The 23,700-nt window shown below is 41.3% G+C and carries 22 protein-coding genes; 8 read left to right on the top strand and 14 right to left on the bottom strand.

What is annotated here, in order from left to right; genetic code table 11:
- Positions 1–26 precede the first annotated feature (26 nt).
- From QSE00_RS05655 to QSE00_RS05670, 4 genes are all read left to right on the top strand, one after another.
- Positions 27–614: an SET domain-containing protein gene (locus QSE00_RS05655; protein WP_110355131.1), complete on the top strand. Its 588-nt coding sequence runs from the start codon at positions 27–29 to the stop codon at positions 612–614.
- A gap of 139 nt (positions 615–753) precedes the next feature.
- Positions 754–2,181, top strand: coding sequence for a sulfatase family protein (locus QSE00_RS05660; RefSeq protein WP_286105233.1), 1,428 nt, complete (start codon positions 754–756; stop codon positions 2,179–2,181).
- A gap of 37 nt (positions 2,182–2,218) precedes the next feature.
- Positions 2,219–2,932 carry a tRNA1(Val) (adenine(37)-N6)-methyltransferase gene (locus QSE00_RS05665; RefSeq protein ID WP_286105235.1) on the top strand — a complete coding sequence of 238 codons (714 nt, stop codon included), beginning with the start codon at positions 2,219–2,221 and terminating at the stop codon, positions 2,930–2,932.
- A gap of 73 nt (positions 2,933–3,005) precedes the next feature.
- Positions 3,006–4,184 (top strand): acyl-CoA dehydrogenase family protein, encoded by a 1,179-nt coding sequence (locus tag QSE00_RS05670; protein WP_110355128.1) that lies wholly within the window; start codon positions 3,006–3,008, stop codon positions 4,182–4,184.
- A 90-nt stretch (positions 4,185–4,274) separates the two neighbouring features.
- Here the strand turns inward: QSE00_RS05670 and QSE00_RS05675 are convergent, their stop codons facing one another.
- The 5 genes from QSE00_RS05675 to QSE00_RS05695 all read right to left on the bottom strand — a co-directional run bounded on the left by QSE00_RS05675 (position 4,275) and on the right by QSE00_RS05695 (position 10,823).
- Positions 4,275–4,787: a heme-binding domain-containing protein gene (locus tag QSE00_RS05675; RefSeq protein ID WP_286105236.1), complete on the bottom strand. Its 513-nt coding sequence runs from the start codon at positions 4,785–4,787 to the stop codon at positions 4,275–4,277.
- 364 nt (positions 4,788–5,151) lie between these two features.
- Positions 5,152–6,516, bottom strand: a complete 1,365-nt coding sequence (locus tag QSE00_RS05680) for a GH1 family beta-glucosidase (protein ID WP_286105237.1) — start codon at positions 6,514–6,516, stop codon at positions 5,152–5,154.
- A gap of 15 nt (positions 6,517–6,531) precedes the next feature.
- Positions 6,532–7,527, bottom strand: a complete 996-nt coding sequence (locus QSE00_RS05685; protein ID WP_286105238.1) for a glycosyltransferase family protein — start codon at positions 7,525–7,527, stop codon at positions 6,532–6,534.
- Between the two features lie 38 nt (positions 7,528–7,565).
- Entirely contained in the window at positions 7,566–8,426 is an 861-nt protein-coding gene (locus tag QSE00_RS05690) for a UDP-2,3-diacylglucosamine diphosphatase (protein ID WP_286105239.1), read from the bottom strand.
- A 354-nt stretch (positions 8,427–8,780) separates the two neighbouring features.
- Positions 8,781–10,823: a response regulator gene (locus tag QSE00_RS05695; RefSeq protein ID WP_110355122.1), complete on the bottom strand. Its 2,043-nt coding sequence runs from the start codon at positions 10,821–10,823 to the stop codon at positions 8,781–8,783.
- Between the two features lie 260 nt (positions 10,824–11,083).
- Here QSE00_RS05695 and QSE00_RS05700 point away from each other — a divergent pair, with 260 nt between their 5' ends.
- Entirely contained in the window at positions 11,084–11,506 is a 423-nt protein-coding gene (locus QSE00_RS05700) for a tellurite resistance TerB family protein (RefSeq protein ID WP_110355158.1), read from the top strand.
- A 47-nt stretch (positions 11,507–11,553) separates the two neighbouring features.
- Here QSE00_RS05700 and fbp read toward each other — a convergent pair whose 3' ends face one another.
- Entirely contained in the window at positions 11,554–12,561 is a 1,008-nt protein-coding gene (gene fbp / locus QSE00_RS05705) for a class 1 fructose-bisphosphatase (RefSeq protein ID WP_286105240.1), read from the bottom strand.
- Positions 12,562–12,674: 113 nt separating this feature from the next.
- Between fbp and QSE00_RS05710 the strand changes: the two genes are divergently transcribed.
- The 3 genes from QSE00_RS05710 to QSE00_RS05720 all read left to right on the top strand — a co-directional run bounded on the left by QSE00_RS05710 (position 12,675) and on the right by QSE00_RS05720 (position 16,310).
- Positions 12,675–13,154: a GNAT family N-acetyltransferase gene (locus QSE00_RS05710; protein WP_286105241.1), complete on the top strand. Its 480-nt coding sequence runs from the start codon at positions 12,675–12,677 to the stop codon at positions 13,152–13,154.
- Positions 13,151–14,401, top strand: a complete 1,251-nt coding sequence (locus QSE00_RS05715; protein ID WP_286105242.1) for an aspartate kinase — start codon at positions 13,151–13,153, stop codon at positions 14,399–14,401. The genes QSE00_RS05710 and QSE00_RS05715 overlap by 4 nt, the downstream gene beginning before the upstream one ends.
- An 85-nt stretch (positions 14,402–14,486) precedes the next feature.
- Entirely contained in the window at positions 14,487–16,310 is a 1,824-nt protein-coding gene (locus QSE00_RS05720; RefSeq protein ID WP_110355117.1) for a GNAT family N-acyltransferase, read from the top strand.
- A 40-nt stretch (positions 16,311–16,350) separates the two neighbouring features.
- On the opposite strand, the gene QSE00_RS05725 is transcribed toward QSE00_RS05720, so the two are convergent.
- The 8 genes from QSE00_RS05725 to QSE00_RS05760 form a co-directional block, all read right to left on the bottom strand.
- A complete protein-coding gene (locus tag QSE00_RS05725) occupies positions 16,351–16,842 on the bottom strand; it encodes a GNAT family N-acetyltransferase (RefSeq protein WP_286105244.1) in 492 nt (163 codons plus the stop codon).
- A gap of 129 nt (positions 16,843–16,971) precedes the next feature.
- On the bottom strand, positions 16,972–17,439 hold the full coding sequence (locus tag QSE00_RS05730) for an NINE protein (RefSeq protein WP_286105245.1): 468 nt from the start codon (positions 17,437–17,439) through the stop codon (positions 16,972–16,974).
- A 53-nt stretch (positions 17,440–17,492) separates the two neighbouring features.
- Entirely contained in the window at positions 17,493–17,879 is a 387-nt protein-coding gene (locus tag QSE00_RS05735; protein ID WP_110355114.1) for a VOC family protein, read from the bottom strand.
- A gap of 104 nt (positions 17,880–17,983) precedes the next feature.
- The gene (locus tag QSE00_RS05740; protein ID WP_286105246.1) at positions 17,984–18,922 is read right to left on the bottom strand and encodes a 2-hydroxyacid dehydrogenase; all 939 of its coding nucleotides are present in this window, start codon (positions 18,920–18,922) and stop codon (positions 17,984–17,986) included.
- Positions 18,923–19,090: 168 nt separating this feature from the next.
- On the bottom strand, positions 19,091–20,443 hold the full coding sequence (gene mgtE, locus QSE00_RS05745) for a magnesium transporter (protein WP_110355112.1): 1,353 nt from the start codon (positions 20,441–20,443) through the stop codon (positions 19,091–19,093).
- Entirely contained in the window at positions 20,430–21,302 is an 873-nt protein-coding gene (gene rsmA / locus QSE00_RS05750; RefSeq protein ID WP_110355111.1) for a 16S rRNA (adenine(1518)-N(6)/adenine(1519)-N(6))-dimethyltransferase RsmA, read from the bottom strand. The genes mgtE and rsmA overlap by 14 nt, the downstream gene beginning before the upstream one ends.
- A gap of 17 nt (positions 21,303–21,319) precedes the next feature.
- Positions 21,320–21,631: a DUF4286 family protein gene (locus QSE00_RS05755; protein WP_286105247.1), complete on the bottom strand. Its 312-nt coding sequence runs from the start codon at positions 21,629–21,631 to the stop codon at positions 21,320–21,322.
- 67 nt (positions 21,632–21,698) lie between these two features.
- A complete protein-coding gene (locus QSE00_RS05760; protein ID WP_286105248.1) occupies positions 21,699–23,483 on the bottom strand; it encodes a tetratricopeptide repeat protein in 1,785 nt (594 codons plus the stop codon).
- Positions 23,484–23,700: the final 217 nt, after the last annotated feature.

The following is a 23,700-nucleotide window of genomic DNA, read 5'->3' on the forward strand; positions in this document are numbered from 1 at the left end:
TTCACGTAATTATTTTATACCTTAAAATGATTCATCCTAAAACAGAATTACAATTCATCAATAGGGAGATCGGCTATGGTGTAGTAGCCACAGAATTTATTCCTGCAGGAACCATAACCTGGGTATTGGACAAGTTGGACCGCCAATTCACCCCTGCCGAACTTGAATCCCTGGAACCACTTTATCAGTCCATATTGGACACCTACACCTTTAGGGACAATAAGGGAAGATTTATACTTTGTTGGGACAATGCGAGATACGTTAACCACAGTTTTAACTCCAATTGCCTTACCACCGCCTATGATTTTGAAGTGGCCATTCGCGATATACATATTGGGGAACAACTAACGGACGACTATGGATATCTAAACATCCCACAACCCTTCAGGGGAATTGATGAAGGCACAAAACGAAAGGTTGTATATCCAGATGACCTACTGAAATATTACAAAATATGGGACAAAAAATTACAACTCGTATTTCCAAAAATCCCAAAGTTGGAACAACCCTTAAAACCTTTGATTACAGAAAATATTTGGAATTTGGTAAGGGCCATTTCCGAAGGTGAAAAAATAATGGATTCCATTAAAAACAACTATTACAACGGGGCTTAACAAGAACAACAACCTCTCCTAGGGGTGCACTACAAAATTTTTTGCCATAGCACTTTCGGCCATTGGAGCATAACATTTCAAAATATTATTTTAGCTTTATCAAATTCCCTAATAGGGACTTACATCAAAAACTAAAATAATGTTCAGAAATCTACGCTTGCTTTTCCTTTCATTGGTTTTATTTTCCTGCGTGGAAAAGAAAAAAGAATCAAAGCCCGAAATTCCACCCAATGTAATTTTAATTTTTACCGATGATCAGGGGTATCAGGATGTAGGTACTTTTGGCGCTCCCAATATTGAAACCCCCCATTTGGACCAAATGGCAAAAGAGGGGCTAAAACTCACCAGTTTTTATTCTGCCCAACCTATTTGTTCCGCTTCAAGGGCAGGTATACTTACCGGCTGCTACCCCAACCGAATTGGCATTCACAATGCCTTGGGGCCGGGTAGCCCTACAGGAATAAATGCATCGGAAATGACCATAGCGGAGATGCTAAAAAATATTGGTTATAAAACCGCCATCTATGGAAAATGGCATTTAGGCGATAGTCCACAGTTCTTACCAACGAGACATGGTTTTGACGAATTCTTTGGCATCCCCTACTCCAATGATATGTGGCCCTACCACCCCCAACAGGGTTCGGTATTCAATTTTGGCCCCTTGCCACTTTATGAAAATGAAACGGTCCTGGATACGCTTACGGAGCAATCCCAACTTACCACCCAAATAACGGAAAGGAGTGTTGATTTTATCAACAGGAACAAAAACAATCCTTTCTTTCTATATGTACCCCATCCACAGCCCCACGTACCACTCTTTGTATCGGATAAATTTAAAGGAAAATCAAAAAGAGGTCTATACGGGGATGTTATCATGGAGATCGACTGGTCCGTAGGTGAAATATTGGCTGCTTTGAAAAAGAACGGCCTGGAAGACAATACAGTGGTTATCTTTACTTCGGACAATGGACCGTGGCTTTCCTATGGCAACCACGCGGGCAGTGCCCTGCCCTTTAGGGAAGGCAAGGGAACTGCTTGGGAGGGGGCACAGCGCGAGCCCTTCATTATGAGATACCCCAACAAGATAACCCCTGGAAAAACCATAGACATACCAGTCATGGCCATAGATATTTTGCCTACCATCGCTGAAATAACAGGAGCTCGCTTGCCCAACTTAACTATCGATGGAAAAAGCGCCTTGTCCCTGCTCACCGGGGAAAGCCAAGAAAGCCCACAGGAAGCTTATTTCTTTTACTATAGAATAAACGAACTCATGGGCGTACGTTATGGAAAATGGAAAATGTACTTCCCCCATACTTACAGGACCATGGACGGACAAGAGCCTGGTAGGGATGGGCTACCAGGGAAATACCGTATGGTTGAAATGGAGGAAATAGAACTTTATGATGTTACAACAGATGCAAGTGAGACCAACGACCTGGCCGAAGAATACCCGGAAGTGGTAGACCAAATAAAAATCCTGGCAAATGAGATGCGCCATGAACTGGGGGATTCCCTACTGGAGTTGGAAGGTACCAACAACAGGGAGGCAGGAAAAGTGGAGTAGGCAAAGCTATCTCCTATAATCAAAAGCTGGATTTACCATGAGCAAACCCTTCCAATTTAAACAATTCCAAATACATCAGGATCGCTGTGCCATGAAAATTGGTACCGATGGTGTTTTATTGGGAGCCTGGACCTCTTTGGAGCACCAACCCTTTTCCATCATGGATATTGGGGCGGGAACGGGAGTTGTGGCTTTAATGTTGGCACAAAGAAGCCATGCAGAAAGTATAGACGGCATAGAAATAGATGAAGATGCCTATGAGCAATGTGTCGAGAATTTTGAAGCTTCCAATTGGGCCGATCGTTTATTCTGTTATCATGCTTCCCTAAATGAATTTGTATCCGAAATAGACGATAAATACGATCTTATTGTATCCAATCCACCATTTTACGCTGAAATGGTACCCAGTGGAAATGAATCCAGGGATATCGCAAGACAGAGTCGGTCCCTACCCTTTGAGGAACTTTTGACCGGCGTTGTGAAACTCTTGGCGAAAAATGGCACCTTTTCCACCATCATCCCGTTTAAGGAAGAGGCAAGATTTTTGGATTTGGCAGCTGCAAACAACCTTTATCCCAGGCGGCTTTTGCGCATTAAAGGAAATCCCAATTCCGGGATTAAGCGAAGCATGTTGGAATTACAATTTGGAAAGACTTCTGTTGAGATTGAAAATCTGACCATAGAGTTGGCCCGACACCAATATACCGAGGAATACGTAGAACTGACAAGGGATTACTATTTAAAAATGTAACAATCATACTTTCTTGTGTTATATTTTTAAACAAATCCTTAATTTGTTTATTTTTGATTCTAAAATTAATGCTATGCGACCCGATTTGTTTGAAGCTCCTGATTATTACAATTTAGACGATCTTTTATCCGAAGAACATAAATTGGTGCGCGATGCTGCCCGGCAGTGGGTAAAACGGGATATCTCGCCTATCATAGAAGAATATGCCCAAAAAGCAGAGTTTCCAAAACAAATCATCAAAGGCCTCTCTGAGATTGGGGCCTTTGGGCCCTATATCCCTCAGGAATACGGAGGGGCAGGTCTGGATCAGATTAGCTACGGGTTAATAATGCAGGAAATAGAACGGGGCGATAGCGGGGTCCGCTCCACCGCCTCGGTACAATCCTCTTTGGTAATGTATCCAATTTATGCCTACGGCAATGAGGAGCAACGAAAAAAATACTTGCCCAAATTGGCCTCTGGCGAATTTATGGGCTGTTTTGGATTAACGGAACCCAATCATGGATCCAACCCCAGTGGCATGGAAACAAAGTTTAAGGATAAAGGGGATCATTTTCTATTAAACGGCGCCAAACTTTGGATTTCCAACTCTCCTTTTGCCGATATAGCAGTGGTCTGGGCCAAGAACGAAGAAGGACGTATCCATGGACTTATAGTAGAACGGGGCATGGAAGGTTTTACAACGCCGGAGACCCATAACAAATGGTCATTACGCGCCTCGGCCACAGGCGAATTAATTTTTGATAACGTAAAGGTACCCAAAGAAAATCTACTGCCGGGTAAAAACGGACTGGGAGCACCCTTGGGCTGTTTGGATTCCGCCCGCTATGGAATTGCCTGGGGTGCCATAGGCGCTGCAATGGATTGTTATGATACCGCCTTGAGATATGCCAAGGAACGCATCCAATTTGGAAAACCAATAGCTGCTACCCAACTACAACAAAAAAAACTGGCGGAGATGATTACAGAAATCACCAAAGCACAATTATTGGCCTTCCGATTGGGGCAATTGAAAAACGAAGGAAGGGCCACTACGGCGCAAATTTCTATGGCCAAGCGGAATAATGTTGACATGGCGATCAAAATAGCCCGGGAGGCCAGACAGGTTTTGGGAGGAATGGGCATCACTGGAGAATACAGTATTATGCGCCATATGATGAATCTTGAAAGCGTTATCACCTATGAAGGCACCCATGACATCCATCTACTAATAACCGGTGCGGACATTACAGGGCTTCCTGCTTTTCAGTAGGTGAATACAAACCAAATGTAATAGGCAAACTTTGAAACGTCTTAAAGCTGGCTTCTCAAAGATCGCCCTAACAGCACTTCTTATTCCCCATCATTTCGTTGGCGCAGGCTTGGACCTTTTCTTCCGCACCAAGCTATCCGCAGGATAATTGGCCTTTAAATAGGCCATTTGGGCCTTGGACCAATCCATAATTTTGTCCCGTTGCTCTTGGGTAAGGTTAGCTTCCGAATGAAGTCCTAAATAGGTATAGGAAGGTATTGGCATTTCCTTTTCTTCCACCATTTCCACAACCTCTTCAAATTTGTGGTATTGTATGGCCAATGGCAACTTGGTGAAATTGGAAAAATTCAGATGCCTTTTACCGTCCACAACATGATTGTTCAAGAACCAGGCCACCGGCTGCACGTTGGAATACCAAGGGTATTCCGTCTTATTGGAATGACAGTCATTACAGGAAACTTTCAACAAATGGTTTACATCCTCAGGAACATTATATTTCGTTGAAATGTCGTCCGTATTGTCGTTGGATTCATTTTTTTCGGGTCGGAAAAACTGGATCAGGATCAATACTACACCCAAGCCTAACAAAATTTTTTTTAGCATAATAAAAATATTGGTTAATGATAAATACAGCGAATTATACCTTATCGGCCGTATACTAAGGTACTATATTTTTAGTTTTGATACTCATTTTTAAAAATGGTCTAATAATTAATAGCGCACTAACCAATGGATTATCCTAAGGTAACATTGGAAACAACCCCAAAGTATATATTTACGGTAACCAAACAATGGATACGTTCTTATAATACAATTTGAGTCAGCTACTCCAAACCGATGCTACCATCGGTTTTTTAATTTATAAAATTGAGCCCTTTTATTTGTTCATAAGACTCCGTGCAGCCTTGAGTCCCCTTCCACAAAAATGAAGCCGTACAAAACCATTCAAAGAGTACTTTTAAAACTCTCACTTCCTGTTGCCTAAAAATTGGCTGTACCATTGTCCCGAAGACTTTATAATTCGTTGCTGATTTTCAAAATCCACATATACCAAACCAAATCTAGGGTTATACCCTTCCGCCCATTCAAAATTGTCGGTAAATGTCCATACAAAATACCCATCCACCTTTAGTCCTTCCATTTTCGCCCTATGAACCTGCTTTAAATAGGCCTGCAAATAGGAAAGCCTTTCCTTATCCATTACCCTGCCTTTATAAATTTCGTCTGCAAAGGCCGCTCCGTTTTCCGTAATTATTATTTTTTTTACCCCCTCGTAGCCATTAAATCTTTCTATCATCTTAAAAATACTGGGAGGATATACTTCCCAATCCATTAGGGTAGCCCTAACCTTGCGTTTACTTGCCCTTACTATTTTGGCCCTTATATGGGGTACGAGATAGGAATGCTTTACTTTTTCCCGCGTATAATTTTGGATCCCCACAAAATCGAAATCAAAAACAGAGTTCTCGGCGTCCCCTGGCAATATATAGGATTGCATTCGTTTAAGAACGGGCATTGTCTCCCAAGGGTATCCCATTCCCAAGGAAGTCTCAATAAAGAGTCGGTTAAGCATGGCATCCACCCTTTCTGCAGCCTTAAGGTCCTTGGGATTGTTCCTATATGGTGATATTTGGGAACAGGAAAAGGTGGTGCCAATATGGGCATTGGCCACCAGACTGCGCAAAATCCTACCTCCAGCGGCCTGGCACAATACCGCGTGGTGCACTGAGGGCAAAAAATTTTTCAAACCTCTCCTTCCTGGGGCATGTACCCCTAGAAAATAACCCGCACCCGTAAAAACCATGGGTTCGTTCAATACCATCCAATTCTTGACCCTATCCCCAAAATTAGTGGCACAAACTGTTACATATTCCTGGAACCATTCCACGATTTCCCGATTGGCCCACCCTCCTTTTTCTTCCAGTGCCAGGGGCAGGTCCCAGTGATATAATGTCACCCAAGGCGTTATACCGCATTCCAGACAAAAATTGATTACATCATTGTAAAATTCAATTCCTCTGTTGTTTATAGCACCTGTTCCATTTGGTAATATCCGGGGCCAGGACAGGGAGAGCCTAAAGTGATCAATATTCATTTTCTTCATCAAGAGGATATCTTCTTGAAACCTATGATAAAATTCACAGGCATGGTTACCATGCTGATTTTGGTAAGTATTTCCCTTTTTTGAGGTAAATTCATCCCAAATGGAGGGCCCTTTATCGTGCCTATCGTGTGCCCCTTCAATCTGGTAGGCCGCCGTAGATACGCCCCAAACAAAATTCTCCCCAAAATCATCTGCTTGCAAATTGAAATAATCCAAATTTTTCGACATACCAACAAAGATTGTTTAGTCCAGAACGGCCTCCTCAAGCAACTGGTCAATAATCTGTTTTGTGATATCGGGATAGTGTATCTCAATTTTGGTTTCACTATCTACCCATTGTCTTAATTTTTCCAAATGCTTATTTTTTAGGGATTTGATTACAGGAACCCCCAATTCCCTCAATGCGGCGGAATTGCATTGTTGTTCGTACTGTCCTTTCATGGGGATTACCATCAACTTCTTACCCAGGTGCAAAGCCTCGGCAGGGGTTTCAAAACCCGCGCCGGTCAATATCCCCTTGGCAGTGACCATACTTTGCACGAATGCTTCATTGGTTATTGGCCTAATACTGATATTCTTGCCAAAAAACTCCGTTTTATTGTGTTTGGAAAAAACTTCCCACTTAATATTGGGTACCTCTGAGAGGGTTTTCAAAATCCTGCCATCGCTATAGGACGGCAGATACACGGTATAATGATTCCCTTCCTTAACCTCAGCCGTTCTAATATCCTTTCGGATGATAGGCGTATAAATTTTATCCGAGTAGGCTCTAAAATGCAGGCCAAACTGTAGCGTGGTGGGCGCATAGTTCTTTAAAATAAATTTACCCATAAGGTCGTTTTTGTCCGGTTTTGGGGAATTGGGGGAAAGCACTGCCGCCTGATGGCTAAAACTTATGGAAGGCTTATTTTTTAGTTTACATGCCCAGGCAGAAACGGGTTCAAAATCATTGATGATCAAGTCATAATCTTCTATGGGTATACTTTTTATCTCCTTCTGAAATCTAGCGGCATTGGACTTCAGATAAGTCCTCCATACATCAACATTGCCTTGCTTTCCAAAAATAAAACTAAGTCCTTTTAACTGATACTTGACAGGGTGGGGAATCCGAATATCCGCCTGTATTCCGCTCACAAGTATATCCAATTCCACTCCCTTTTTCTGTAGTGCCGGAATAACATCGCGCGCCCTACTAAGATGACCATTGCCAGTTCCCTGAATGGCATAAAGTATTTTCATAGTATCCGAGTTCTAAGAGATCAAAAGGAAAAGAAAGGTCATTCATTCCCTGCAGAGGTCAAAAACTGAAATTCCCTCACCAAATTCTGAAAAAGTTGGTTTTTATCGGGAATCTCCATTGGCTCCATAATGTTTTCGTCATCATTGATAATCATAACATCCTCCATATAGTGGTATAATCTCCATGCCCCATTATTGTATTCCAAACTAGTTAAATTCTCTATCCAATCCCCGGAATTAAGATACATGACCGACCCTTTGGAAGTAGCTATTTCTCTCATTTCGGGTTGGTGAATATGCCCACAAACCACATAATTATATCCATTTTCTATTGCGATATCAGCAGCAATCTGTTCAAAATCATTAATGAATTTAATCGCCGATTTAACACTGCTTTTTATCTTCTTGGACATGGAAACCGGGCCTTTTCCCATTTTTTTACTGCAATAATTTATGGCACTGTTCAACAAAATAAGCATGTCGTAACCCGTAGCTCCCAGTCTTGCAATCCATTTGGAATGTTGCATGGTAACATCAAAAACATCCCCATGGAACATCCAGGCCTTGCTACCATTTATTTCCAAGACCACTTTATTGACAATACTAAAGGATCCCAATTTAAACCCTAGAAACTTCCTTAACATTTCATCATGGTTGCCGGCCACATAGTGCACGGGGATTCCTTCCGCCACCCATTGCATAATTATTTTTACCACCTTCATGTGCGATTTTGGCCAGTAACGCTTACTAAATTGCCATATATCAATAATATCGCCGTTTAAAACCACTTCTTTGGGTATTATCGATTTTAGATATTTGACTAATTCTTTGGCATGGCATCCGTAGGTACCTAAATGTACATCGGATAAAACCACTAATTCCACAGGTCTTTTTTTCATGGAGCAATATTTGATCGGTTTATGATATGAAATTGGTAGGGAGCGCAAATGGACCTTGATCCTGGATTTAAAAATTTGACCATTGTGGTCAATATTGAATTGGCAATAATTTTCATGCACAGAAAATCGATATATATTCAAAGATTGGCATTTCAGACTGACAATAAGCCAATTATGAGTTTAAAATTAGGTTATATGATTGTTAACAGACTGTTTTCAACGCTGGCAATGGTAGGATCCAGCATCATATCCACACAAGAAAAGTCGTAATATGGGCACTTAATAGAAGTGGAAACACCTAAGGTTCAAGAATGGAAAAATGCCCCTTGCCGCAGATATTGGGGTCCAATCAGCCTATGTACGAACAAGATACTTGGATAAATTCTGTCTAAGTTTATCAAAGGTAATCGGTTTGGTAAAATAATCGTTCATTCCAACCTCTTTGGCACCTTGAATAGTTTCCTTGGTCACATCTGCCGAGAAGCCAATAATAATCAAGTCTTTCTGGGTTTTTCTAATTTCCACGGTAGCCTCATATCCGTCCATTTCCGGCATATGGATATCCATAAAGACCAGGTCGTATTGGTTTTCGGCCACTGCCTTTACCGCTTCTTTTCCGTTCCCTACCCAATAGGTCTTTATGCCAAATGCATCCAAGGTCTTTTTGAGTACCACTACATTTACCTTATTGTCGTCCACGATCAAAACCTTAAACCCGGTCAAATCTATCCCATTGGAAATGGGAGCTTTAACATCCGGTTTCATCTCTGTAATAGGAAACTTTATTGAAATCTTAAATTCCGTGCCAATATTTTCTGAACTTTCCACCTCAATATGACCTTCCAACAATTCTATCAACAAATAGGTTATATACAATCCCAGCCCACTACCTTCATGCCTTTTGGTAATACCCGAATCTATTTGTGTAAACCTATCAAAAATGGTTTTAAGTTTACTTTTTGGTATTCCGATTCCCGTATCCTTAATGGCGATACTAATATTTAGGTCACTTTGGATTATGTCTTCGTCGTACGTAATATCTATTCCTCCGGCGTCCGTGAACTTTAGGGCATTCCTCAAAAGATTGGTGAGTATCTGGCCAAATTTTCCTATGTCCGCAATAACATGGGTTTTGGAATCCGAGACCACATACAAATTTACGTAAAGCCCCTTGGTCTCAATACTAGGTCTATAAATACTTATAATATTCCGTAACTCGTCCGATGGGGAAAAGATATCCTTTTTAAAACTTATTTGGCCAGATTCTATTTTATCTATTTCCAGAATATCATTCACCAATAAAAGTAATTTTTTGGAAGAGACGTCCATCAAAGAAAGATATTCCTGTAGGGAACTATCCAATTTGGACTCCTTAAGGACCTCGATAAAGCCCATAATTGCATTTAAAGGGGTTCTAATTTCATGGCTCATATTGGATACAAACTCGGTTTTTGCCTTGGAGGCTTTTTCCGCCTTGGTTCGCTCTTCCCTCAAACTTCTATTGGCTACCCGAAGCTTAATATTTAAATCCCTAAAACGTTTGTTTTCATTTCTAGAAGATTGATAAAAATAGGTCAACAAACTCATAAGTAGGGATATTAGGACCCCAAAAATTAAAATGCTGGAAGAAGACTTATTCCTTTCGGCCAAAACGTTTTTATTACGGGGCATTAAATAAAAGGTCCACACCTGTTTATCATCCTCGTCAACCTCATATGACCTAACATAGACCAAATCATCGCCAAAATCGCTTGGCGTAGGGTCATTGAGTTTATAAAAAGTGGTTCCCTTATCGTCCTTTATTTCAATGGCATAATTGTCCATTCCAGCGGACAACGTATCAAAAGTATCCGTAAAATCCATACCAGCGGTTATGGTTCCCTGGAATTTACCCCCAAAAAAAACAGGAACATCGATCAATATGGAATGCCCTCCCTGTATTAAAGGTATCCAAGAGGTTAAGTTAGTTGTGGAATCCCTCACATGGCGCAACCATTCTTCACGACGCGGGTGGTTGAATAAATTCATGCCAACCACGGCCTCGTTCCCCTTATACGGAACAATCCTCCTGATAACCAAGGAGCTATCGATCCATTCTACGAATTTAAAAGATTGGTCTTCCTTTAGAATAAGTCTGGCATCCTCTTCCCAATACTCAAAATAATCTCCATTGGTCATTTCAAGCCTCTCCATAAGATTCTCAAGGACAATAATACTTTTTTGGCCAGAGGACAAAAATCCTTGGGACTGGATATGTCCATTGGTCTCAATTTCTTTCTTGAGCAGCTCCCTGTTGGAATCCAAAGAGCTCTTCCAAAGCGCAACTACCACAATCATCAATAGCACAAAAACAGAAAAAGGGTAAATTATTTCTTTCTTGGGAATCTTAAGGGACATATTAGGGGCGCTCTAAAGCTGAATTAGTTCAATTAGTGGTTGCTTTAGCCAAAGATATCACAATAAATAAAAAACTCCTCTTTTTTATTCGGCTTATAATACTGGGACAATACAATCACTGTTCCCCCATTAAACAATCCATTATTCCCTTGGCCCCATGACCATAACCTTAGGGAAGAAACCCCCTGTGAAATAATTTAAGAAATTTATAAATAAACTTTTCTAAAAATTTATCTTTGCCCCAAATAAAAATCATGAATATGTCTTATGTAGATTTATATAGTAGTGGAACGCACAGAAGAAATTTGGCGCATTTTGCCTCCATTGCTACTTTGGCCGCCATTGACGGCGAAATAAACTCTCAGGAAAAGGAATTATTGGACCGTTTTGCCAATAAGCTTGATATTACGGAGGACGAGTATAAGGAGGTTATGAAATCGGATAATAAGTATCCCATAAATCCACCTGCCAGTTCCGAAGAGCGTTTGGAAAGATTATTCGATTTGTTCAGAATTATTTTTGTTGACAATGTAATTGATGAAGAGGAAAGAGCCCTTATTACCAAATATGCCATAGGTTTGGGGTACAGGTCTGAAAGTGCCAATCTGATCATTAAAAGATCTATAGATATTTTTTCCGGAAGAATAGATTTTGAGGACTATCTGTACCTTTTAAAACACTAGTATTCCGTGTAGTTATGATTTAGAAAAGGAGCTTGGGGCTCCTTTTCTTATTTTGTGGCCTGCATAAACTCCTCGGCCTTTTCCACCATTTTTCTGCTACCACAAAAGAAGGGCACCCTTTGGTGCAATTCCGTGGGTTTTATATCCAGGATAGGCCCATACCCATTGCTCGCTTTCCCATTGGCTTGTTCCGCTATAAATGCCATAGGGTTGCACTCGTACAACAGTCTCAATTTGCCTTCTGCCGCAACACTACTCTTGGGATATAGATAAATACCGCCCTTGATCATATTTCTATGAAAATCCGACACCAAAGAACCTATATATCTTGAGGTATAGGGCCGATCCCCTTCCTCCTTCTGACAATATTTAATATAATCCTTTACACCTTGGGGAAAGTGTACATAATTACCTTCGTTTACCGAGTATATTTTGCCCGTTTCAGGAAACTCCATATTGGGATGCGAAAGATAAAAGGTCCCCAGGGCCGGATTTAGGGTAAATCCGTTTACCCCATCACCTGTAGTATATACCAACATGGTTGAAGTACCGTAAACAATATAACCGGCCGCTATTTGAGCCCTGCCAGGTTGTAAAAAGTCCTCCATACCCACTGGGGTACCAATAGGGGTAACCCTTCTATAGATGGAGAATATGGTACCCACCGAAACATTTACATCTATATTGGAAGATCCATCCAAGGGGTCTATCAACACAACGTATTTATTTTGATGCTGGTTATCACTACTGTTTATACTGATAAAATCATCTTCTTCCTCCGAGGCGATCCCGCAGACTATTTCCCTATTTATTAAGGTCTGAATGAACTTTTCGTTGGCCAAAACATCCAATTTTTGTTGGTCCTCACCTTGGATATTGGTATCCCCGGCCGCTCCAATAATATCTACCAAACCCGCCTTATTAACCTCGTGGTTTACTACTTTTGCCGCCAATCTAATGGCGTTGATAAGTTTCGAAAGTTCTCCGGAGGAATATTGGAATGACGATTGGTTTTCAATTATGAATTCACCTAGGGTCGTATTTTTTCTATACATCGCGAAAGCTTTGTTTATTTGAGCACAAATATCGGTTAATTTGTGAAACTACAACGTTTTCGTAAAATATTGATTTTTTAAATTTATAACTTTGTGTTTTATTTGTAACAATTATGGAATATAATATTCGAGATGCCGAGGCCAAGGATATGGCCCAAGTACATAAACTGATAAAGGAGTTGGCCGTTTTCGAAAAGGAGGACAACGCCGTAGAGGTGACGGAAGAGGATTTAAAGAGGGATGGATTTGGCTCCGACAAATTATTTCATTGTTATGTAGCTGAGGCAAATGACAAGGTGGTTGGGATGGCACTACTGTACAACAGGTATTCCACTTGGAAAGGTCCTATTATACACCTTGAAGATTTGATCGTAACTGAATCCATGAGAGGCAGCGGTCTTGGTGCCGCCCTGTTGGAAAAAGTAGTTGAACACGGATACCGCCTGGGGGTTAAACGCATTAGCTGGGAGGTGTTGGACTGGAACGAACCGGCTATTTTATTTTATGAAAGTAGAGGTGCCAATGTTTTGAGGGATTGGAATGTTGTGCATTTGGACGAAAAAGGAATTAAAACATTTTTAAATAAGTTATGAGGGTTTTTAAATTTGGGGGTGCATCTGTAAAAGATGCAAGCGGTGTAAAGAACGTTGTTAAGGTTTTAGAGGAAGTTGGTCACAATAACACCCTATTGGTAGTATCGGCCATGGGAAAAACGACCAATGCCATGGAAGATATTGTAAATGCGTATTTCAAGGATAAATCCTTATTACCCTCTGTAGTTCATGAAGTGATCCAATACCACGACCATATTCTTAATGACTTGTTTTCCAATGACAAGCACCCTGTTTTTGCACGGGTAAAAACTCTTTTTGATGAAGTACAAGGGTTTTTGGTCTGGAACAAATCGCCTAAATACGGATTTGTTTATGACCAAGTTGTGGGTTATGGCGAATTGGTTTCCACGACCATTCTCAGTGCCTATTTAAATGAAATTGGAATCCCCAACCAATGGTTGGACGTCCGCTCCCTGATCAAGACCAACGATGATTATCGTGATGCCATTGTAAATTGGGAGAAGACGCAAAAAAACGTTACTGAAAAAGTGGACAAGCGCAAGCTTAATATTACCCAAGGCTTTTTGGGCAGTGACGACAACAACTTTACCACAACTTTGGGCCGCGAGGGTTCGGATTACACCGCTGCCATTTTGGCCTATTGTCTAAATGCCGAGGAGGTTACTATATGGAAGGATGTTCCCGGGGTTTTGAACGCGGATCCCAGATATTTTGAAAAAACGGAATTGTTGAACAAAATCTCATATAGAGAAGCTATTGAATTGGCCTTTTACGGGGCTTCCGTTATTCACCCAAAAACTTTGCAACCTCTGCAAAGAAAGGAAATACCCTTACACGTTAAGTCCTTTATCAATCCCAAGGACAAAGGTACCACCGTTGGAAAAGGTATAGGAATTGAACCTAAGGTCCCCTGTTTTATTGTAAAGAAGAACCTTGTTCTCATGAAACTGTCCTCCCTGGATTTTTCATTTATTGTGGAAGACAGCATCAGTGAACTCTTTAAATTATTGCACGATCATCAGATGAAAGTAGATCTGATCCAAAATTCCGCCATTAGTTTTTCTGTATGCGTCGATAATAAATTTGACAAATTGGAAGAGCTTTTAAACCTATTGAAAAGTAGGTTCAAAGTAGTGCATCAAGAGGGTGTTTCCCTATATACCATTAGACATTTTGATACGGAAGCCATAACAAGTCTACAAAAAGGCAAGGAAATCCTGCTTGAACAACGCGGGAAGGAAACCGTACAATTGGTGGTTCAATAGGCAATGAAATAATTTGTTGGAAAGTATATATAAGGATAGCTGTAGTGATTTTCCTATCTTAGCGTCTACCAAATTACACTAAGGTATGGGTTTAGTAACCGCAAAGGAAGTAGCCAAGGCTATCAACCTGGATAAATACGGCTTTCTGGGAACGTTTATTGGATGGGTACTCATGAAAGTAACCAAAATTTCCAGCATTAACCAATTTTACGACCAACATAAGCATTTGAACGGGACGGACTTTCTGGATGCCATTTTGGAACATTATGAAATAAAATTTGAAATTCCAGAGGAGGATTTTAAACGCTTGCCCAAACAGGGTTGCTATATTACCATTTCCAATCATCCACTTGGTGGGATAGATGGGGTACTCCTTTTAAAATTACTTTTAAAACATAGGTCCGATTTTAAGATAATCGCCAACTTCCTACTGAACAGGATAGAACCAATGTCCCCCTATATACTACCCGTAAATCCTTTTGAGACCCATAAGGATGCCAAGAGCAGTATTTCCGGGTTTAAAAATGCCATGAAGCATTTGCAGGACGGCCACCCCTTGGGAATTTTTCCAGCGGGGGAAGTTTCAACCTACAGGGATGGGAAATTAATTGTGGACAGGCCTTGGGAAGAGGCCGCCTTAAAATTAATACGACGGGCAGAGGTACCCGTAGTTCCCATCTATTTTCACGCTAAAAACAGTCGGTTGTTTTATCGTCTCTCCAAGATAAGCGATGTATTCCGCACGGCCAAACTACCTTCTGAGGTAACCACGCAAAAAAACAGGATTATCAAGGTGCGCATTGGGCAACCCATTTCCGTACAAACACAGAACGAACAGGAAAATTTAGCAGAATTTGCGGATCTTTTAAGACGAAAGACCTATATGTTGTCCAATGCCTATGAGAAAGAAAGGTTATTGGACCAGATTCCAACAAGTTTAAAAATACCGAAAGCCCCGCGAAAAATAGCCACAGCGGTACGCACAGAGGTCATACAGGAAGAAATAGAACGTCTAAGGGAAAAAGACTGTAGGCTGTTGCAGAGCAAAAATTATGAGGTCTTTTTGGCCAAGGCTGCAGATATGCCCTTTATTCTAAAGGAAATAGGCAGACAGCGCGAAGTTACTTTTAGGGCCATAGGCGAGGGCACCAATAATGCCATTGATCTGGATAAGTTTGATAATTATTACCGACACCTCTTCCTGTGGGACGACGAGGACAAAGTAATCGTTGGGGCCTACCGGATGGGCATGGGTTCGGAAATATTTGAAGAATACGGAATAGACGGGTTTTACTTACAGGACCTGTTTAGATTTGAACCAGAACTGTACGGTATGATGTCCAAATCCATTGAAATGGGTAGGGCCTACATCATCAAGGAATACCAACAAAAGCCTATGCCACTATTCCTCTTGTGGAAAGGCATTGTACATACTACCCTAAGATTCCCGGACCACAAATTTTTAATCGGAGGGGTTAGCATAAGCAATCAGTTTTCCAACTTTTCAAAATCCTTAATGATAGAATTTATGAAAAGTAATTATTGGGATCCCTATGTGGCCCAATACATCAGGCCAAAAAAGGAGTTTAAGGTGAAACTAAACGATGCCGACAAGGATTTTATATTTGATGAAACCGAGGCCGATCTCAATAAATTTGACAAACTAATTGAGGAAGTGGAACCAGGTAGTTTAAGACTACCCGTATTGATCAAAAAATACATAAAGCAAAATGCCAAAGTGGTGGCCTTTAATGTGGATCCCTTATTCAACAACTCAGTGGACGGCTTAATGTACATTAAAATAGCCGACTTACCAGAAAGTACAGTGAAGCCGGTAATGGAAGAATTTCAGGCAGAATTGGAACGGAAGTTGGCCGAGGGGCAACAGGATGATGGAAACCCTGCTTAGGATTTTCTCCCGAGGCAGTCCTTAAAGCACTCCTAGCGGATTAATCCACACCTATAATGGTACTTCTCCTTTCAAAAAGAAGATTATCCTTCCAGACATTGTCCCGCTTGCCCACACGCTCCCTTTTGCCAATAAATCGGAATCCCATTTTACGATGTAATTCCACGCTCCCCTTATTTTCGGGAAATATTCCCGATTGCAAAGTCCATAAACCCGCTTTTTCACTTTCCACAATCAACTGCTGCATAAGCAATTTTCCCACTCCCTGGCCTCTACTGCCCTGCCCAATATAAACACTCACTTCTGCTACCCCACCATAAACACATCTGCTCGATACCGGGGAAAGGGCAGCCCAACCCAGTATAGTTTCTCCTTTTGCCGCCACCAATCTTCCTATCTGTAGATGAGCTGCATCCCAAACCTCAAAGGAAGGGACCACTTTCTCGAAGGTAGCAAAACCAGTATCCATTCCCTGCCGGTATATTTCGGCAACCGATGGCCAATCGCTATTTTTCATTTTCCGTATCTCCATGAATATACTTTTTAGAACAAACCTCAGTGGTATACAGACCCTTGGATTACCGTTTCTATTTATCGTAATATTACGATAAATATTGATAAAAATAAAGTCGGATCAAAAGAACCCGACTTTATAGTTTTTTTAGAACCAAGGTTTCTTTCCTACCTGATAGGTATTGTAAAATTCCTCATCCGATTTGGTCAAATAAATAATACCTTCTATAAGGCCTATAATTGCGGTAGCCATTACAATAAAAGTCCCGATAAAGAGGCACATGGTAGCGTAGCCAACTACTGTAGCCACCAACATGATGATACCCTCTTTTTGATAACCCAGTATAAACTTATGTACTCCCAATTGACCAAAAACAATGGCAAGGACCCCAGCTAGAATCTTCTTGTTATCCCCTCCTGCATTTGCCAATCCTTCTTTGAATTCATTCGCAGTTTTTTTGGCTTCCTCTCCAAAATCCTTGGCGGCCTCTTTGGTTTCATCAGCAAATTCCTTAGCCGATTCCTTGGCGTCATTGGCAAACTCTTTTGCGGATTCCTTGGCCCCTTTTGCAGCATCTTCGGCCTTATCGCCCAAATCTTTATTCTCTTCTGACATGGTTGTATTTTAGTTGATTAATAATGGTTCTAAATGTAACAATTATTTTCTAATCAAAGAAACGCTTTATCATTGGGTTCCCACAATTCCAACTTGTTGCCATCCGGGTCCAAAATCCAGCCGAATTTACCGTAATTGTATTTCTCAATTTCCCCAATAACGGTTACCCCTTCTTCCTTTAGAACTTCCAACAGTTCCTCCAAATTTTCTACCCGGAAGTTCATCATAAAAGGGGAATTGCTAGGTTTAAAGTAATTGCTATCCTCTTTCATGGGGCTCCATTGGGTTGAGCAGTCCTGTCCTTCCTTGTCCTTCCACCAAAAAGTACAGCCATATTGATCGGTATTAAGTCCGAGATGTTTATTGTACCATTGTTTAATGGCATTGGGATCTTTGGTCTTAAAGAAAAACCCACCAAGTCCTGTAACTCTATTTTTCATGATCTTCTATTTTAATTATCTCAACTTTGAAGGGCGAATGCCCAATACAATAGCAAAATGACCCTATACTTTAAAAGATCAAAATCCGAGGTTACAGGCCGTGTTTAGCAGAATTTTTCTTCGATCTTGTCTACCACCGTCTGTGCCAATTTTATTTTACTCTCCACGGTCCATCCTGCTACGTGGGGAGTAAGAAGTACGTTATTGGCATTGATCAAATAGGTAAAGGCCTCTGGCAATTCTGACCCGCTAAACATATCTTCAAAGGATTTTTTTTCATATTCAAGGACATCCAAACCAGCTCCGAGCACCTTGCCCTCTTTCATTGCGGCCACAAGATCTTCTGTTACCACACATTTCCCCCTTGCGGTATTGATCAGCCATAACGGATTCTTGAAATCTTTTAGAAAATCGGCATTGATCATATTTTTGGTAAGGTCTGTCTGCGGCACATGAAGACTAAGTACCTCTGCCTTTTGCTTTAATTCCATTATCCCTACTTGCCTAGCGTTTTCATCGCCTACACCCCCAACAATATCGTAACAAATAACTTCTACATCAAAGCCCCTTAGCTTTTTGGCGAAGGCCTTGCCCATATTGCCATAACCAACAATACCCACGGTTCTACCATCCAATTCTATTCCACGGTTACCTTCCCGGTCCCATTTTCCGTTTCTTACCTCCTGGTCGGCCTTGTTCAATTTATTGAAGAGAGACAATAACATTCCCAAGGCGTGTTCCCCAACAGCATTCCGATTCCCCTCTGGGGCAGCAGCCAAAAAAATTCCCAGTCGCTTGGCATAATCGGTATCTATGTTTTCCAAACCGGCTCCCAAGCGCCCTATAAACTTTAGGTTGACGGCCTTATCCAAAAATGCAGCATCAATAGTAAACCTACTTCTGATGATAATACCATCATAATTGGCAATTTTCTTTTCTATTTCCTCCTTAGTGGAGGTATAATCTTCGTCATTTTGAAACCCCAGGGCATTAAACTGCTCAATGATCAGTGGGTGATTTACATCTAAATGGAGAACTTTCATAAACTAAATATTAAATGGCAAAGATACACGACCGCGCTGCTATTGGAAACAAGAAACCGGACTATTTTGAGGTGCAAACACAAATTTAGGGATGTATGTGCACTAGGGATTGCAGCTAGCTACCGTGTAGCGCGGAAAGCCCGCCGCCGCCGAAGAAGGCGGAGTGCCCTAAATACCCAAAATAACCTTGGCGATGGAAAAATAGATCAAAATTCCGAATATATCGTTGCTTGTGGTAATAAACGGTCCCGTAGCTATGGCGGGATCTATGCCCCTTTTGTGCAGAAACAGCGGTATAAAGGTTCCTATGATTCCTGCCACCACGGTTACGGTGATCAAGGAGATGGAAATGGCCAGGGAGGTAAGAAAACTGCCTTTCCAAAGCCAGGTAAAAAATAATAGTATGGACGCCAAAACGGTCCCATTTAGCAAGGCCAACAACATTTCCTTTATAAGTCGCCCACTAATACTCCCCTTAAGATCGTCATTGGCCAATCCCTGTACCATTATAGCACTGGATTGCACCCCAACATTGCCGGCCATTGCCGCTATTAGCGGGGTAAAAAAGAACAGCACCCCATAATCGCTCATAAGGGTCTCGAAACCTCCCATGATGGCCGCAGCCCCTACGCCTCCCAAAAGGCCCAGAAACAACCAGGGCAATCTTGCACGGGTCAGGTCCCAAATACTGTCATCTGCCTCTACATCCTGGGAAATACCGGCCGCCAATTGATAATCCTTTTCCGCCTCTTCCCTAATAACATCCACAATATCGTCTATGGTAATACGGCCTACCAGCCTGCCAATTTCATCGACCACCGGAATGGCTTCCAAATCGTATTTGGACATAATCTTGGCCACTTCCTCTGGCTTTTCGTTTACGTTTACAGCGTCTACCTTTGGGATATATACTTCACTGATATGGGTCTTGGTGGAGGTGGTCAACAAATCCTTTAGGGAAAGTCGCCCCTTCAGTTTACCTTCATCATCCACCACATAAATGGAATGCACCCTGGTAACATTTTCCGCCTGTGCCCTCATTTCCTTTACGCAGGTGAGTACGTTCCAATTTTCATTGACCTTTACCAGCTCTTTGGCCATAAGTCCGCCCGCAGAATTTTCATCATATCGCAACAGGTCCACAATATGCTTGGCATGCTCTCTATCTTCCAATTCGGAGATAACCTCTTGGACCATATTTTTGGGTAGTTCCCCTATAATATCAGCGGCATCATCGGTATCCAGCTCGTCCAATTCTTCGGCAATTTCCTTGGCGGAAAGATTGGCAAGGATGGCCTCCCTAACATCTACATCAAGCTCGGTAAGGGTTTCCGATGTTTTTTCGCTGTCCAGAAGTTTAATTAGATAGGTAGCGTGGTCCTCATCCAATTCGTTGATGATCTCTGCCACATCCGCATAATGCACCTCAGCCAAGAGCGCGGACAATTGCCCGTCCTGTTGGTTGTCTATTAGCTGTTCTATTTCAGCTAAATATTCCTCAGTGAGTTTAAATGGTATCATTTGCTATCTTCTGTGTCAACGAAATGAAGTCCTCAACGCTCAATTGCTCCGGACGCAGGCCAAATATAGCATCTTCTTTGAGAACATCTGAAAGATTGAATGTTTTTAAACTGTTACGAATGGTCTTTCTGCGCTGGTTGAACGCCGCCTTTACCACCTGTTTGAACAGCCTTTCATCCACGTCCAAATGGAAATTTTCCTTTCTGGTGAGTCGCAACACTCCGGACTGCACTTTGGGAGGCGGATCAAAAACCTGGGGCGAAACCGTAAATAAATATTCCGCATCGTAAAATGCCTGTACCAAGACGGATAGAATTCCATAGGCCTTGCTCCCTTCCTTTTCACAAATCCTTTCGGCCACTTCTTTTTGGAACATTCCGGAGAATTCGGGAATCCGGTCCTTGAATTCCAACATCTTAAAAACAATCTGGGTGGAAATATTATAGGGAAAATTCCCGGTAATGGCAAACTGCTCTTCCCCAAAAAGTGTCCATAGGTCGTACTTCAAAAAATCGGCCTCCAAAACCTTGAATACGCCTTTGCGCTGCATTAGGGTATTGTGTTCCAAAGGGAAACTGTGTTTGAGGTAAATAATGGATTCCTCATCCAGGTCCATGGCCACCAAATCGATATCCTTTTCCAACAAATATTTGGTGAGCACCCCGGTACCAGGCCCTATTTCCAAAACATTGCGATAGCCGTTGAATCTTAATGTTCCGCCAATCTGACGGGCAACAGATTCATCTTTTAAAAAATGCTGGCCCAAATGTTTTTTTGCCTTAACGGGGCTTTCCTCCTGCCAAGTTCTATTGAACTTTTCCTTCTTGGTCTGAAAGGCCTTTTTCCCTTTTTTGCTCATGGCGCTGCGTTATTTAATTAATGTTCGCTTATAATCGCCAACTCTGTCCTAAAGGCGACGAACTTGCCCGCAAAGAGCTCCATCACTTTTTTGCGCATTCTTTCTGCATCTTGGTCATAATATTTTTGAAGGGTTTCTTTGGAATCTGTGGTGTATTGTATGGAATATGTAATTCCTCCCATCTCCTCCTCCACCAATACTTTGGTCATCAAGGCCTTGGTAAACTTACCAGATTTTAACATCTCGGGGATATGCACCTCCTTCATCCAGGACAGCCACTGCTCTTGGATAGATTCTTCAATATTCATGGTAACATTGTAAATATACATGCCGTTTCTTTACTTTCCCGAATGGGAATATTTATATTCATTTTTGGACAGGCCAAGGTGTTGGGCACTAGTTGATACTGTCTCCCCGTAACATCCTGAAATTCCTTCTTGCCAGTGGAAAAAAGTAACTATCCTGATAGTTATAGATAATTTTCTCGTAATGCCTCTTGGCCTTTTCCGGTTGGTTCAGGACATTCCGATACAATTCCGCCAGGGCAAAATTGGCATCATCGGCCAAAATATCGCTGGCATAGAATTCCACTATTTTAAGGTAATTAAATTCCGCCTTTTCATAATCCTTTAATTCCATTAATATTTCGGCCTGTTTCAAAAGTGCCTCATCCTCTATTTTTTCCCCTTTATGATTTTGAAGGATATCCTCCAAAAGATCCACTGCGTCCTTTTTTTTGTTTTGATAGTCCAAAAAATCGGCACGGGCATATTTTTTTAGGGCGGTTTGGGTGGAATCTTCCAATGAATTATCGGATATCAACAGGCTTAATTGCATGGCGTCATTGGCAATCAATTGAGAGGTAGATCCTCTTAGTATCTTTAATTGCGTTAATGCCCAATCGAAATCCCCCTTATAAAAACTAGTTTGTGCCACCTTAAAACGGGCATCCTGCCCAAGGACATCATTTTTTAAATCTTTCTGAATCTGCGAAAAATAGATCAGGGCTTGATTAAACTGCCGATCATATACTAAAATATCACCCAAAGTACTTTTAATATAGGATTTGCCATAATTATTCAAGGGCAGCTCCAAACTTCGGCGTAATATCCCAATGGCGGGTTCGGGTTTATTCTTATTGAAGGTTAAAAATTTGGCGTAGGCTATCTGTAGCTGCAAGGTCTCGGTTTTGTAGCCGTGAATACTTAGTAAGTCATCAAATTTCTTTTGGACCTTCTCCAAAACCTTTTCATCGGTTTCCAATAAATCCATTTCAATAAGATTTAGTTGGGCATCCAAGGCCACTACATCGTCGGCACTATTTTCCGATATATATATAAATACTTCCTTAGCCGTATCCAAGTCCTGTTCCTCCATGGCAAGTTTCCCCAATCCCTGCAAACGCTGCAAAGAGGTTTCCCCGCTCCTTTTGTAAATGGCCTTTTCCTGGTTAAAGGCACTCTTAAATTGTTTTTGTTGAACAAAAAGCCAACTCAACAATTCGTTCCAAAGGATATCCGGGCTTCTTTGTGCATTCTGTAGCAATACCTTTTTGAACTTAATGTTATTAGGGTTCTCGGCTTCCGAGCTAATAAAATCGTTAATATTTCTAAGAACATTTGCCTGTGAAGCCTTGCCTTCACTTATTAATTTTAAATAGGATTCGTACATCTCCTCTATATCCCCCTGTTCCCCGTAAATCCTGGCTTTTTGAAAATTATAATCCAATTTTGGATTTAGCTCCATGGCTGTGGAATACGCCTTTATGGCATAATCCAACAAGGCATATTTCTGAAACCTATAACCCAGACCATAGCCAAAATTAGGGTTCTCATTTATTTTTTGGAGTGCTTTATCGTAGTATTCAATTGCCTTTTCCGGTTGGTCCTGTAACGTATAATTATATCCCAGCTCAATGAGCATGGTAGGATAGATATTTTTCCCATTGACCACCTTCAACAAAAATTCTTCGGCCCTATCATACTGTTCCAATTGTTGGTAGCAGGCCACTAGGCCTTCGCCATAATCTGTCCGCATCGGATTTTTGGCGACCAACTTTTCATAGAACACCAGGGCCTTATCAAAAGCACCATCCTCAAAATACTGTTTCGCCAAAAAGTCTTCCTGGGAAAAAAGCAGTTGGCAACAAGAAAATATAAATATGAAGATAGATAGTCGCAACGATTCTTTTTTTTTTCAAAGATACGCAGAATGTCCAAAGTGGGAGTCAAGGCCAATATAAAGAATTATAAGTAGGCCTAACTTTAAATTCAGCTTAGATTTAAGATGTAACTTTGTATATATTCCAAGTTGATGAAACTATTAATTGCAGAAGACGAAATTTCCCTACAACAATCCATTATAAGTTATTTGGATTGATGTTTCTGTAGAGTTATAC

The organism is Arenibacter flavimaris, from assembly GCF_030291335.1.
Lineage (GTDB): Bacteria > Bacteroidota > Bacteroidia > Flavobacteriales > Flavobacteriaceae > Arenibacter.

Coding starts and splice junctions, on each gene's coding strand:
- QSE00_RS05735 (WP_110355114.1), bottom strand. CDS start 17,879: ATGAAAAATAGAGTTACAGGACTTGGTGGGTTTTTCTTTAAGACCAAA.
- QSE00_RS05725 (WP_286105244.1), bottom strand. CDS start 16,842: ATGGAGATACGGAAAATGAAAAATAGCGATTGGCCATCGGTTGCCGAA.
- QSE00_RS05755 (WP_286105247.1), bottom strand. CDS start 21,631: ATGTATATTTACAATGTTACCATGAATATTGAAGAATCTATCCAAGAG.
- fbp (WP_286105240.1), bottom strand. CDS start 12,561: ATGTATAGAAAAAATACGACCCTAGGTGAATTCATAATTGAAAACCAA.
- mgtE (WP_110355112.1), bottom strand. CDS start 20,443: ATGATACCATTTAAACTCACTGAGGAATATTTAGCTGAAATAGAACAG.
- QSE00_RS05740 (WP_286105246.1), bottom strand. CDS start 18,922: ATGAAAGTTCTCCATTTAGATGTAAATCACCCACTGATCATTGAGCAG.
- QSE00_RS05700 (WP_110355158.1), top strand. CDS start 11,084: ATGTCTTATGTAGATTTATATAGTAGTGGAACGCACAGAAGAAATTTG.
- QSE00_RS05675 (WP_286105236.1), bottom strand. CDS start 4,787: ATGCTAAAAAAAATTTTGTTAGGCTTGGGTGTAGTATTGATCCTGATC.
- QSE00_RS05670 (WP_110355128.1), top strand. CDS start 3,006: ATGCGACCCGATTTGTTTGAAGCTCCTGATTATTACAATTTAGACGAT.
- QSE00_RS05710 (WP_286105241.1), top strand. CDS start 12,675: ATGGAATATAATATTCGAGATGCCGAGGCCAAGGATATGGCCCAAGTA.
- QSE00_RS05720 (WP_110355117.1), top strand. CDS start 14,487: ATGGGTTTAGTAACCGCAAAGGAAGTAGCCAAGGCTATCAACCTGGAT.
- QSE00_RS05730 (WP_286105245.1), bottom strand. CDS start 17,439: ATGTCAGAAGAGAATAAAGATTTGGGCGATAAGGCCGAAGATGCTGCA.
- QSE00_RS05715 (WP_286105242.1), top strand. CDS start 13,151: ATGAGGGTTTTTAAATTTGGGGGTGCATCTGTAAAAGATGCAAGCGGT.
- QSE00_RS05680 (WP_286105237.1), bottom strand. CDS start 6,516: ATGTCGAAAAATTTGGATTATTTCAATTTGCAAGCAGATGATTTTGGG.
- QSE00_RS05690 (WP_286105239.1), bottom strand. CDS start 8,426: ATGAAAAAAAGACCTGTGGAATTAGTGGTTTTATCCGATGTACATTTA.
- QSE00_RS05655 (WP_110355131.1), top strand. CDS start 27: ATGATTCATCCTAAAACAGAATTACAATTCATCAATAGGGAGATCGGC.
- QSE00_RS05695 (WP_110355122.1), bottom strand. CDS start 10,823: ATGTCCCTTAAGATTCCCAAGAAAGAAATAATTTACCCTTTTTCTGTT.
- QSE00_RS05685 (WP_286105238.1), bottom strand. CDS start 7,527: ATGAAAATACTTTATGCCATTCAGGGAACTGGCAATGGTCATCTTAGT.
- QSE00_RS05665 (WP_286105235.1), top strand. CDS start 2,219: ATGAGCAAACCCTTCCAATTTAAACAATTCCAAATACATCAGGATCGC.
- QSE00_RS05660 (WP_286105233.1), top strand. CDS start 754: ATGTTCAGAAATCTACGCTTGCTTTTCCTTTCATTGGTTTTATTTTCC.
- rsmA (WP_110355111.1), bottom strand. CDS start 21,302: ATGAGCAAAAAAGGGAAAAAGGCCTTTCAGACCAAGAAGGAAAAGTTC.